Origin of the sequence: Nitratidesulfovibrio liaohensis (genome assembly GCF_011682075.1) — a bacterium.
Lineage (GTDB): Bacteria > Desulfobacterota > Desulfovibrionia > Desulfovibrionales > Desulfovibrionaceae > Cupidesulfovibrio > Cupidesulfovibrio liaohensis.
The window spans coordinates 1-12,467 of sequence record NZ_VSMK01000766.1; the positions used below are offsets into that span (position 1 = coordinate 1).

At 61.7% G+C, this 12,467-nt stretch carries 12 protein-coding genes and 1 pseudogene; 7 read left to right on the plus strand and 6 right to left on the minus strand.

Translation table 11 applies throughout. The annotated features are described in order from the left end of the window. Positions 1-40 precede the first annotated feature (40 nt). From FVW27_RS18920 to FVW27_RS18940, 5 genes are all read left to right on the plus strand, one after another. A complete protein-coding gene (locus FVW27_RS18920) occupies positions 41-1,003 on the plus strand; it encodes an AAA family ATPase (protein ID WP_167128222.1) in 963 nt (320 codons plus the stop codon). Then, positions 1,000-1,410: a hypothetical protein gene (locus tag FVW27_RS18925; protein ID WP_167128225.1), complete on the plus strand. Its 411-nt coding sequence runs from the start codon at positions 1,000-1,002 to the stop codon at positions 1,408-1,410. The genes FVW27_RS18920 and FVW27_RS18925 overlap by 4 nt, the downstream gene beginning before the upstream one ends. A 70-nt stretch (positions 1,411-1,480) precedes the next feature. Next, positions 1,481-1,768 carry a hypothetical protein gene (locus tag FVW27_RS18930; RefSeq protein WP_167128228.1) on the plus strand — a complete coding sequence of 96 codons (288 nt, stop codon included), beginning with the start codon at positions 1,481-1,483 and terminating at the stop codon, positions 1,766-1,768. A gap of 45 nt (positions 1,769-1,813) precedes the next feature. After that, on the plus strand, positions 1,814-2,839 hold the full coding sequence (locus FVW27_RS18935; RefSeq protein WP_167128231.1) for a DUF3150 domain-containing protein: 1,026 nt from the start codon (positions 1,814-1,816) through the stop codon (positions 2,837-2,839). Between the two features lie 76 nt (positions 2,840-2,915). Then, a complete protein-coding gene (locus FVW27_RS18940; protein ID WP_167128233.1) occupies positions 2,916-3,683 on the plus strand; it encodes a Fic family protein in 768 nt (255 codons plus the stop codon). Between the two features lie 100 nt (positions 3,684-3,783). Here the strand turns inward: FVW27_RS18940 and FVW27_RS18945 are convergent, their stop codons facing one another. The 3 genes from FVW27_RS18945 to FVW27_RS18955 are packed head-to-tail and all read right to left on the minus strand — an operon-like array spanning position 3,784 to position 8,745. Then, a complete protein-coding gene (locus tag FVW27_RS18945) occupies positions 3,784-7,071 on the minus strand; it encodes an efflux RND transporter permease subunit (RefSeq protein WP_167128236.1) in 3,288 nt (1,095 codons plus the stop codon). Then, positions 7,068-8,114 carry an efflux RND transporter periplasmic adaptor subunit gene (locus tag FVW27_RS18950; protein ID WP_231038884.1) on the minus strand — a complete coding sequence of 349 codons (1,047 nt, stop codon included), beginning with the start codon at positions 8,112-8,114 and terminating at the stop codon, positions 7,068-7,070. Before FVW27_RS18950 ends, FVW27_RS18945 begins: the two co-directional genes overlap by 4 nt. A gap of 31 nt (positions 8,115-8,145) precedes the next feature. Then, on the minus strand, positions 8,146-8,745 hold the full coding sequence (locus tag FVW27_RS18955; protein WP_167128242.1) for a TetR/AcrR family transcriptional regulator: 600 nt from the start codon (positions 8,743-8,745) through the stop codon (positions 8,146-8,148). A 349-nt stretch (positions 8,746-9,094) separates the two neighbouring features. Between FVW27_RS18955 and FVW27_RS18960 the strand changes: the two genes are divergently transcribed. Then, positions 9,095-9,310, plus strand: a complete 216-nt coding sequence (locus FVW27_RS18960) for a hypothetical protein (RefSeq protein WP_167128245.1) — start codon at positions 9,095-9,097, stop codon at positions 9,308-9,310. Positions 9,311-9,393: 83 nt separating this feature from the next. Here FVW27_RS18960 and FVW27_RS18965 read toward each other — a convergent pair whose 3' ends face one another. The 3 genes from FVW27_RS18965 to FVW27_RS18975 form a co-directional block, all read right to left on the minus strand. Next, positions 9,394-9,930 (minus strand): acyloxyacyl hydrolase, encoded by a 537-nt coding sequence (locus FVW27_RS18965; RefSeq protein ID WP_167128248.1) that lies wholly within the window; start codon positions 9,928-9,930, stop codon positions 9,394-9,396. Between the two features lie 93 nt (positions 9,931-10,023). Then, a complete protein-coding gene (locus tag FVW27_RS18970; RefSeq protein WP_167128250.1) occupies positions 10,024-10,632 on the minus strand; it encodes a sll1863 family stress response protein in 609 nt (202 codons plus the stop codon). 63 nt (positions 10,633-10,695) lie between these two features. Further along, on the minus strand, positions 10,696-11,367 hold the full coding sequence (locus FVW27_RS18975) for a CerR family C-terminal domain-containing protein (protein ID WP_167128253.1): 672 nt from the start codon (positions 11,365-11,367) through the stop codon (positions 10,696-10,698). 376 nt (positions 11,368-11,743) lie between these two features. On the opposite strand from FVW27_RS18975, the pseudogene FVW27_RS18980 reads away from it, so the two are divergent. After that, positions 11,744-12,467, plus strand: a pseudogene (locus FVW27_RS18980) (hypothetical protein); the annotation flags it as partial.

Below are 12,467 nucleotides of genomic sequence, written 5' to 3' on the forward strand. Positions count from 1 at the left end.
ATAGAGGTCAAGTTTCCAACCTATCGCACAAGGAGCCACCATGTCCGAAGTACACACGACCATCATTGACCTCGACGCCGGAGCCGTTTTCAGCGGCACCCCATCAGGGCGTATCATCAAGGGCTTCAACAAGTCCTGTGCCCACACCCCTAACATCGACCCCGACTATGTGTTCCATGAGTGCAGCCGGGACATCGTCGTATGGCTCATGGACAGCTCAGACCCGCTGTATGTGTTTGGTCCCACGGGAAGTGGCAAGACCAGCGCCATCAAGCAACTGGCAGCCCGCCTCAACTACCCGGTCTTCGAGGTCACCGGGCACGGCAGGCTGGAGTTCCCCGACCTCGTGGGCCACCTGTCCGTGCATCAGGGTTCCATGGAGTTCCGGTATGGCCCCCTGGCGCTGGCCATGAAGCATGGCGGGCTCTTCCTGCTTAACGAGTTGGACCTGCTGGAACCCGCCACGGCCACGGGGCTCAACGGTATCCTCGACGGCCAGCCCCTGTGCATTCCGGAGAATGGCGGTGAACTGGTCACGCCGCACCCCATGTTCCGGTTCGCGGCCACCGCCAACACCAACGGCGGTTCCGACGAAACGGGTCTCTACCAGGGCACCCTGCGCCAGAACCTCGCGTTCCTCGACCGGTTCTGGCTGTGCGAGATGGGCTACCCCGAACCCGCAGCGGAAGAACGGCTGCTGGAGCGTATCGCGCCGCAACTCCCTGCACCCCTGCGGCGCACCATGATCGACTACGCCAACGAGGTCCGTCGCCTGTTCATGGGCGAATCGGGCACGGCGCATGGCGCCTCCATCGAGGTGACCTTCTCCACCCGCACCCTGATTCGCTGGGCCGACCTGACCCAGCGGTTCCAGCCGCTGGCCCGGCAGGGCATCCAGCCCGTGGCCTACGCCCTCGACAGGACACTCGGCTTCAAGGCCACACGGGAAACCCGAACGCTCCTCCACGAAATCGCCCAGCGCATGTTCCCCACGGGGGAGTGAGCGGGGACGCCGTTACCGCGCCGAACACGTCCGATCCGGACACCCCCGGCAAGGATGCCGCGTCTCCTCGAATCCCGGGCAATACCGGCCTGGTGCTCCAGTTCATGGATTCCCTGCTCACCCGTCAGTCTCTTGATCCCGCCTTCTTCGCCTCCCTCCCTTCGCCTCCCTGGCTGCGCCTCAAAAAGGACACCCCTTCGGGCGGCAAGTTCTGGTCCTGCACCATCCAGGAGCATGGCATCGACCTCCACTGGGGCAAGCTCAATACGCAAGGACAACGGCTTGCCCTAGCCATCACCCGGTGCAACCGGGGCAACCCCATCCGCGAGGCGCGGTCACGCACCCTCGGCAAACTCAAGGAAGGCTACCGGCTCGTCTCGTCATACGGCCCCTTTCCAGGCTCTTGATTTTCCTCCCAACAAACCCATATGCTAGAAAAACTCCGGCATGCACCGCACTCACGAGGAGCACGGACTCATGAAAGCGACATCGGCCATACGCATCTTCCCCTTCTCCCGCAGCATCCACCTCGCTCGGGATATCCACACCAACGGCGTCCGCCACCACTGGAAGGCCGAAGCGGAACTCTACCTCCTCAAGGTCAGCACCTGGACCGGGGATGACGAGGAACCCCATCCCTCTCGGGTCACGGTCCACACCATCGGGTGGGGCCGGTGCATCGACGAGGACCCGGTACAGGAGATGTGGCGACAGGCCGCGGAGAAGATCGAAAAAGACCACTATCACTTCCACAACGGAATCTAGGACGCCCCTCCCCCGAGGGGCGTTCCGCTTTTATGGAGCACGCACATGCACGACACCATTCTGAACTGCCTCATGGCCATCAACCTCGACGTGAGCATCTGGACCGCCCGGCGCAAGCTGACCCCGGCGGACTTCGGCGGCGCGGACCTGCCGCCGGAGGAACTTGCCTCGCTCGGCAGCAAGCGCATCTGCGACCCCGAGGAACTGAAGATCTTCGGCACGCTGAAGGCGCGTGCGGTGAACCTGCTCGACCGTCACGGCGTGCGCTTTCTTGGCGGTTGGGGCATTCCGGAGGAAAAAGCCCCCGTTCTTGTGGAAGAACTCGACCGAATTCGGGCCGAATTCCTGGCCGCCAGGGATACCTTCCTCACCCGGTACGACGACGCCGTTCGGGACTGGATAGCCCGGCACGGCGAGTGGGAACGCATCATCGCCGATTCCACGGTCAGCGCGGACTACGTGCGCAGCCGCATGGGATTCCGCTGGCAGGTCTACCGCATTGTGCCGCCTGCCCCAGGCGATGCGGAGCCGGTGGCCCAGGGGCTTGCGGAAGAAGTGCGCGGGCTTGGCCGGACCCTGTTCTATGAGGTGGCCAAGGCGGCCACCGAGGCTTGGCACAAGTGCTATGCGGGCCGCAGCGAAGTGACCCACAAGGCGCTGTCCCCCTTGCGGACCATCCACCAGAAGCTGGCCGGACTCACCTTCGTGGAACCGAGGGTGGCCCCTGTGGCCGACCTTATCGGTACCGCCTTCGCCAACCTGCCCAAACGGGGCAGGATACAGGGAGCGCACCTGCTCATGCTGCAAGGGCTGGTGGCCCTGCTGCGCGATCCGTCCGCGCTCATGGAGCATGGACAACGGATCATGGAGGGGCATCGCCCGTCCGATCTGCTGGATGCCCTGTTGCGGCAGGATGGAAACACGGAGAATGGACGGATAACGTCCGCAGACGAACCCGAAGGAGGAGAGGACGACATGCCCGACCTTGGGGACGATCTTGCGCTGGACGCCATCCCCCGCGAGGTCATGCCCGACCTGCAACCCGTCCTGCCCAATTGCGGTCTGTGGTAGGTGGCTGGACAGGCCACGCCAACCCGTTTACCTATCGAGACTGCTAACGAGATTGCATGTTACCCGTGAGCACACCATGACAACGCCATCGCCCACACCGCCCATCGACTTCGCCCAACTCGACGCCCTCAAGGCGCGGCTCGACCGGCATCGTCCGCTGCCGCCCGACATGGTGGCCGACCTGCGGGCGGACATGGTGCTGCGGTACACCTTCCATTCCAATGCCATCGAGGGGAACACGCTGACCCTCATGGAGACCAAGGTGGTGCTGGAAGACGGGGTGACCATCGGCGGCAAGTCCATGCGTGAGCACCTTGAAGCCATCAACCACAGGGAAGCCATCGGCTTTCTGGAAGAGGTGGTGCGAGACGGACGCGGGCTGGACGAACGCACCCTGAAGGACCTGCACCAACTCGTACTCCGGGGCATTTCCGCTGACGCGGGCCGCTACCGGACCCGCAATGTCATCATCTCCGGCGCGGGGCACACCCCGCCCGATGCCCTGCACGTGCAGGAACGCATGGACGCCTTCTTTCGCTGGTACGCGGATGCGGCGGCACGCCTGCACCCTGTGGAACTGGCCGCGCGCGTCCATGCCGACTTCGTGGCGATCCACCCGTTCACGGACGGCAACGGGCGCACCGCCCGACTGCTGATGAACCTTGAACTGATGCGGGCCGGGTTCCCTACGGTGATCATACCGGTGGAACAGCGGGCCGCATACTACGAAACCCTCGACACCATCGGGGTGCGCGGCGACTACGCCCCCTTTCTGGGGCAGATCGGCGCGCTGGTGGCAGCCAGCTTCGAACCGTACTGGCGGCTGCTCGGCACCGCCGCCTGACCCCACATAGCCCAAGCCACGAAAGGCCCCGGAGCACCACGCTTCGGGGCCTTTTCACCTATCCACCATGTCTGTAGAGAGCGGAGAACATGCGCGACAACTATCTCTGTGCGTTACGAATTCTTCGCCGCGCATCGAGGTCGTACAGGATTGGCACGACGAAGATCGTCAACGAGGTGGACGCGACCGTCCCGAAGATGAGCGAGACGGCGAGCCCGCCGAAAACCGGATCTTTCACCATGATCGCCGACCCAAAAACGATGGCCAGGGTCGTCAAGAGGATCGGCCGCAAGCGCACGGCACCGGCCTGTCGCACGGCGACATCGAGTGGCATGCCTTGCTTCCGGTTGTCCTGGATGAAGTCGATGATCAGGAGCGAATTGCGGATCACGACGCCAGCCAGCGCAATGATGCCAACCATTGACGTTGCCGAGAAATCAGCTCCGACGATCCAGTGGCCCGGGAAAATGCCGATGATGCCAAGCGGCACCGCCGACATGACCATCATGGGTACGAGGAAGGAGCGATAATAGGCGACGAGCAGGAAATACACCGTCAGCAGTGAGCCACTGAGCGCGATCGCCATGTCGCGGTAGACGTCGAGGGTCATGCGCATCTCGCCGCCCCACAGGAGTTGATAGCCGTCGATGGTGTCGGGCACGTCCTCGACGAGACCGAGATTGCCGGTCCTGAGCGGCCGTCCGTCCGGCGCGGTGATGCCATCGAGGCGGCGCTGGAGATCGAGCACCGCATAGAGCGGCACGGAGTCCGCCAGTTCCGCGCCAACAAAGGTGACCTTCTCATTGTCGCGATGCAGGATCGGCCGGTCCATCGAGGCAGGCACGACGGTGACCAGTTCGGACAGCGGCACAGGCTTGCCGTCGGTATTATCGACGAACACCCGATCGAGACGGGTCGGGTCGACAGCAAAGCGGCGCGGCACGAAGGCCCGGACGGCGACCGGGTTCTTCTCGTCCGCGAGGTGCGCGCGGCTCAGGCTCGTGCCACCGTAGACGAGGGAGAGCGCCTCGGCGATCTGTGCAGTCGAAACCTTGGAGAGCGCCGCCTTCTCCTTGTCGGGGACGATACGATGCTCGACCACGTCGACCGGCTCGGTATCGGAGAGGTCGACGATATCGTATGTCTCCTCGAACGCCTTGCGCACCTCTGCCGACAGGGCGCGCAACCCCTCGGAATCCGGGCCGTAGAGCTCGGCGACGACGGTCGAGCGTAGCGGCGGGCCTGGAGGGTCTTCGACAAGCGCGGCCTCCGCGCCGGGATACGCCAAGCGGATCGCATCGACCTTCGGTCGCAGTTCGCGCACGATATCGATGGAGTTTTCCTTTCGATGACGCTTGTCGGTGAGGTTCACGCGGATTTCCGCGACGTAATTGCCGCTGCGTCCGGCTGTGCCCTTGAACAGGCCGTTGAAGTCCGCGATGCCGGCCTGGCCGATCCAGGTCTGGTAGTTGATGACGTGTTGTTCCTTCGAGAGCAGCGTCGTGATCTCGCGCGTGAACCGGTCGGTTTCCTCCACCGGTGTGGTTTCCGGCATGGAGACCACCACATTGAAGGTGTTCTTGTTGTCCTTGGGCAGGAAGCCGATGGGAACCCCAAGGGACGACACCGCCCCGCCCACGCCCTCCGGACGGACGAACTGCCATGCTCCCTGCATAGCGGATACCGTCATCAAAAGCAGGATCGTGGCGCCGAAGGCAATCCGCACGGAGCGGCGCTGCTGCAACGGAGCGAAGAGGCGGAGATAGAGGCGCTCCAGCCTTCCCGGCTCGCCGTGGCCGGCGTCCTGCGCATGCGTATCTTCCTCTTGGATATCCTGGCGGTGCAACCAGCGATTGGCCGCCCAAGGCGTGACGATATAGGCGACAACGATAGAAGCTGCCATCGCCACCGGAACCGTGATCGCGACGGGGAAAAAGTACTGTCGCGGCATGCCGGTCAACGCAAGAAGCAGTGAAATGAAGACCAGCATCACTGCGAAGGTCGCGAGATTGGTGGCGTTGCCGATTTCGTTGGTGGCGAGAACCGTCGCCCTCTCCTTGCTCATCCGCGCCCCTTGCGATCCGTAGTGACGGTGGATGTTCTCGATGACGACGATGGCCGCGTCCACGAGCATGCCCAGCGCCAGAATGAGCGCGAACAGCGTCACCCGGTTGATGGTCACCCCGCCGAGCAGATTGGCGACGAGCGTGATCGAGAGGATCAGCGGCACCGTCACCATGACGATCATCGCCTCGCGCCAACCGAGGAAGAAGATCAGCACGAGCCCGACCGTGCCGAGGGCAATGAGAAGGTGTTCAAGGAGGAGGTTCACGGCGTCGTTGGCCTTCTCGCCATCGTCGCGCGTGACGACCACCTGGATGTCCCTAGGAACGAAGGAGGCTTGCATGCGCTCGACACGGTCGATCACGGCATTGGCCACTGTCACTGCATTGGCGCCTTTCTTCTTGGCGACGGCGATGGTCACGGCCGGCATGTCCGTCGAATCAGTCTCGCCGAAACGAGGATCACCAGGCCCGAAGGAAAAGCGGCTGAACGCCGTGACCTCGGTCGGCGGACCGTCCGTGACCGTTGCGACGTCACATACATAGACGGGGCGACCGTCATGAATGGCGACGATTTGATGACTGACATCTCCGGCCGATGTGAAGGAAGCCGACAGCTTGATGGCCTCGACCTTGCCGTCGCGCACCGTGGGCTGCAACGGCACGGAGAGATTGCTCGCGGTGAAGGCGGCATAAGCCTGGCTCAGCGTTACGCCGAAGGCTTGCAGGCGGTCCGGATCGAGTTCGATGGATATCTCCCTCTCCCGGCCGCCCTTGACATCGACCACCGACACGTCTTCGGTGCTGCGCAACCGTTCAGCCATACGCACGGCGATGCGGTTGAGGGCGTAATCGTCGTACTGGGACGAGGACAGCGTAACAGTCACGATGGGAACGTCATCGGCGTCCACGCTCTGCACGAACGGCATTCCCGCGTCGGCCGGCAGGCGGCTGCGGCTTGCCAGCACGCGGTCGTAAAGCTTGACCAGAGATTCTTCCTTATCCTCGCCGACCTTGAACTGCACCTGCACGATGCCGAGGGAGTTCTGCGCCGTGCTTTCGATGTGATCGACTCCGGGCATCTCGCTCATGATGCCTTCGAGCGGCGTGACGACGAGTTCGTCGACCTCCGCAGCCGAAGCGCCCGGCAAGCTGACCGTGATCGCCGCCGCCGGCACGATTATCTGCGGGTTTTCCTCGCGCGGCGTTTGCAGCACCGCCACGATGCCCAGCAGGGCCACGGCAACGATGAAGACGACGGTCAGCTTCGAGGTGATGAAGACCTGCGCAATACGCCCGGCCATGTTCAGGCGGGGCGTCCTCATCGTCCGCTCTCCGTCATTTCGATCAGCGAGCCGTCGCGCACCGTATCGTTCGCGGCCGTCAGAATCCGCTCGCCGCCCGACAATCCCGCGACAACCTCGACGGAATCGTCCAGAATCCGACCGGTGCGCAGCCAGCGGAACCGCGCCGTCTCCCCGTCGAGCACGAACACGCCGTCGAGGCCGCCGCGGCGGATCAGTGCGCTGCGAGGAATCACCGGCACGGTCCGCGTGCCGAGTACGATGTCCGCGCGGCCGAACATGCCCGGCACGAGGGATGGATTGTCCGGCAGGACGATATTGATCTCGTAGCGACGGGTGATTTCGTCTCCCGAGGGGACGAGGCCCCGGACCCGCCCTTGGAACGGAGTGCCATTCAGTGTGTCTATCCGCACCCGGACGGGTTCCGAGGGATCGATCTCCGCCAGCCTGCTTTCCGGAACGAACCCCTTGAACAGCAGCACTTCGCGGGATTCCACGGTGAGAATGGTCGCCCCCGCCGCCGCCATCTCGCCGGAACGCATGGCGACGGAAACCACGACACCGTCCACCGGGCTGGTGATGCTGGCATAGCCTTTCTGCGCCTCGGCGGCAGCGAGAACAGACCGGGCCTTGTCGAGGTTCGCGCGGGCAATGTCGCCCCTCACGTTCGCCTTTCGTAACGTTTCGGTCGCGACAGCACCCTCCGACGCCAGTCTCGCGAACAGCGCCGCATCCTTCTCGGCATCGTCCATATCTTTGAGGCCCGCCCGGACCCCGGCCCGAGCCTGACGGATCGCTTCATCGATATCGGAAGGGTCGATGCGCACGAGCAGATCGCCCCGCGAGACTCTCTGCCCCTCCCGGACGTCGAGGCGCCGGATGAAGCCGACAACTCGGGAAGACACATCGATGCGTCCATCGGAAATGACCGTGCCTGGGACGGTAAGGGTGACGGGGACATCCACCATATCTACCTGGGTCACGGCGGAAACGGTCGGTACGGTCGGTTGCGCCCGTTTCTCGGTCCGTTCCCCGCAGGCGACCAGAAAGACGAACAGGACCATGAGGGAGGCACCACGGAAAGCGGCATGCATCTCAAATACTCTCCGCCGTGCCGTCAAGAACGCGGCGCAGGACAGCCGACACGTGTCGGGTTATGACGGAAGAATCCGCATGCTCCGGCTGTCCCCCCGGCAGGTAGGGGAGGAGGACCGCCAACTGCACGTGCCCCAGTATGATGCCGAGAATGGACACGGCCATGAGGACGCGCTCGCCCTCCGGCTGCTGCGGATCGGTCAGGCCGACCACGAGGCGGAATGGGTATTCGAGCACCGACTGCACCAAATCCCTGAGGCGGACGCCGTCCCCGTCGACCAGTTCGCGCACGAGCAAGCGGAAGAACACCCGGTCTTCCACCAGCAACCGAACAAAGTGGTCAACAAAGGCTTCAAGCCGTTCCCCGGTGACGTCCGGTCTCTCCAGCAGTTCGGCCAGCGGGGCGGTCTTCTGGGTGAAGACATGGGCCAACGCCTCGCGGATGAGTTCGTCCTTGCCCTTGAAATGGTGGTAGAGGTTGGCGGACGTGACCCCGACCACGCCCGCCACGTCCCGCATGGAGACGGCGCTGTACCCCAAGTCCGCATAAAGGCGGGCGGAGACATCCAATATCGCTGTTCGCGTGTCGAAAGGCTGCATGGCTCACCTCCTTACTGATCGTTCGTTAAGTAACAGGGTAGAGCAGCGATTCCCACCTGTCAAGGCGAGGTCTAAAGCATCGACCACCCTGTGCACTCAAACGGCCATGATGCATCATGCTTCGAGGTCGTTCACACCCGAGGACAACATGCTGAACACACGCGCAGCGATGCGCTCGCAGCCGCTGATGGCGAGCGTGCTCGGCAGGAAATACGGCGTCACCGCGCCATCAAGAGCACGGAGGCCTGACCCGCACGACCGGCGCCGCCCTGCGCCTGCGGCTGACGCGCCAGTCTTCCGTGACCAGCACGTCTGAAGTCCACTGTACTCTGCCAAGCACGCGGGCTCCATGTACCAGAACGTGGAGTTGCTCTGCGCTTCGGTCGGGTTCGACAATGTGGAACAGACCAATTACGACGAGACGGCCCTGCGCGCCACTCTACGCCTGCCCATGGACCGGCGCATGCTGATCGGCAAAAACCTTGGCCTGATCCAAAAACTGACCGCCTACCGGAGGGAACGGCAGGCGGCAGGGGAGAACCAGAAGCTGTTCGCGGAGTCGTGAGAAACCGGAGCAGCCTCCGGAACTGACATGAGAACTGAAACCCGAGAAACTAGATGTAACATTCCAAAATGATACTGTGTCGCTTAAAATGTAACCCCATAGGACAGGCCCATGGTGCTATATCCATCGTTTTCTCCCGCCATGCCTCCGTTTGAATAATGCGTGACATCGCATTGCAGCACATGGCGAAAACCTTCGCCGAACTTCACCCCCAAGCTACCCCTTGAGCGGAATTGCACTCGGCATCCCAAGTCTAGATCATTAAATTCGTCACTGGAAAGAACAGCCAAACCGAGGGTCCCTGCAATGAAGGGACGCCAAGCGTCTCCGCCGGAAAAAACTCCCATTATTCCCACATTCACGTTTCCGCCCCACAGAGCCTTGTCCGGGTGCTCCCAGAGCGATATCCCGGCACCAACCAGAGGGCCGATATCAAAATATTCATTGGAATATACGGGAGTTAAAACCTGCTGGAAGGCGATATCGTAAGCTTGCGAGTTTTCATCCCCATGAGAAATTCCGATGCTCACACCTGAGTCTGCAATCGTTTTTCCCGGATATAAGACAGTACGGACGAATACTGCAATAACAATTGAAATTTTCAAGCAAATGTGCTTCATATTCTCAGCCTCTTTATCTTCTGCGCATCACTGAATTGAAATGCGATGACATCAATGCAATGCGTTGTTGTGAAGACCACAGAGGCGTACCAGTCAGAGCAGCCTCGAAAAAGCGTTCTTGATCTTTTGAATAGTGCGATCGTGAACCGCCTTGGCCTGCGAGAGTCCGTTTCTCACCGCAGTCCAGGATTCGTCCCCTGCGTCCTTCGCCTCGCTGATCCGCGTTTGGAATTTTTCTGCCGCGTAGGAAAGGTGTTTAATCGCCGCATCCAGTTCTCCACGCGCTGTCTCCACGACGTCATCTGCCTGCTCGCGCAAACTCTTCAAGGATGCCTCCCAAGATCGGCGCTGCGCCTGCGCGCGTGCAACAACAACATCGCGCATTGTTTCGGCGTGATCCTTCGAGGCGGACAGGAACGCCTGAAAGGCGGCCTCGACCTCGACCCATTCAGTTTCGAGAGCATCCTGAATTTTCTCGACGCCGCCCGCCACAGCGTGCACCTCTGCGCGCAGTTCGTCATAATATTTCTGCTGCTTGGCGCGAGACTCCTTAAGGCGCGCCAACGCAGCGCCAGCCTCTTTGCGGGCGTTATCCGCCAGCCTGCCGGTCGCCTTTTCGACCTCGAGTATGATCGCGTCCACGTCATCGAGACGCTGTTTCGCCCAAGCGACTGCCTCATGCGCGTAGGATTGCTTGCTCATTGCGTGTTTCCTTTTCTGCTTGAAGTAGAAGGCTACAGAGTAAAACCTATTCCGTCGGAAACGTTATTGAGGAGCTTGGATAGCAAGGAAGTCGCTACGACAGAGATCACGGACCATGCCTTCAATCTGGTGGATGCTGTCGTCCTGGATTTGGCTCCACTCCATGCTATGCAGCATGATGCCGCGTAGAAATCTGAAACTGATGACCGCCGTTAAAATCGCACTGATACGCAATCGCAAAGCTTCATCACCAAGGGAGCGGCCGGAGACATCGCTTGCAGCCTGCACCAAGCGCTCCAGCAACTGTGCGATAGCACGGTCGTAAATCAGCGCGAAAGCTTCGTCATTGTCATAGGCGCAACGCGCAATAAATGATGTCCACGAGTGAGGCTCAGCATCTTTCAGAATGATATGCAGAATGCTGATGAGAGCTTCCTCGAAACGGATGGCCTTTTCTGCAGCTTCAGCGGTTTCCAAAATGGCTACCGCTTCCTCGAAGCGGCAGGCTGCATAATTAGCAATCATCTGTGCCGCAGCGAGATAAAGCTCCCTTTTTCCTCCGAAGTGATAAGGGATGGCGGAGAGAGGCGTTTTTGCAGCCTTTGCCAAGGCGCGTGTACTTGCGCCCTCGTAGCCCACGGCACCAATCACCGTGATCGCTGCTTCGATCAGATGTGAGCGTGTCTTTACACTTCGGGCCTCGTGTCCACTCGGTGCGGCTGGATTGGTCGTCATGGACAATGCTCCTCATTTAGGTAAGGTTAAATTAGTTCATTCGAACGAACTTTTCAAGCTTAAAAAACATTGGAACGCCAACTCGATCCCTTTCCGATTTCCTTACCCTGCTGCTGATGAGCCTTAAACCGATGCGGGCCAGGTTCCCCACGGTGATCATACCGGTGGGATAGCGGGCCGCGTACTACGAGAACCTCGACGCCATTGGGGTGCGCGGCGACTACGCCCCCTTCCTGGGCAGATCGGCGCGCTGGTGGCGGCCAGCTTCGAACCGTACTGGCGGCTGTTCGGCACCGCCGCCTGATCATCAGATACACCAGCTACGAAAGGCCCCGGAGCACCACGCTTCGGAGCCTCTTCGCATCCGGAGGACAACATGCTGGATACACGCGCCGTGATGCGCTCGCTGCCGCTGGTGGTGAGCGTGCTCGGCAGGAAATACGGCGTCACCGTGACCATCGGGGGCACGGAGGCCTACACGGACGGCACGACGATCCACCTTCCCGCACTGCCGGTGGACGTGCCCGACATCTTCCTCGCACTGGCCCGTGGCTACATCGACCATGAGGCCGCCCACCTGCGGGATACCGACTTCACGGCGCTGAAGGCCGCGAACCTTACCCCCCTTGAACACCATGTGTGGAACATCATTGAGGACTGGAGGGTGGAAAACCGGCTGGTCACGGCGTTCCCCGGCTGCCGGGGGAACTTCGACTGGCTCATCGAACACTTCTTCGGCGGCAAGGCGACAGGAACAACGGATGAACCCGCAGTTCTGTTCCTGAACTGGTTGCTGCTTACGGTTCGGGCGTGGGACGTCCCGGCCATCGGAAAGCATCGCGACACCATTGCGGTCCGTCTCAACAAGGTATGCCCTGGCCTACTTACCCGCATGGCCTGCGCTGTGGAAGCAGTACGCACCTCGTGCGCATCCACTACCGAGGCCATTGTCCATGCGCGGGCCATCGTCGCGGAACTGGGCAAGGCCACGCAAACGCCGCCACCCGCTTCAGGTACGAATCCGGACGCCAATCAAACTGGGGACGCCCCGGAGGGTGGGGCTGGCAATGGCAACCAGCCTACGGCATCACCGTGGGAAC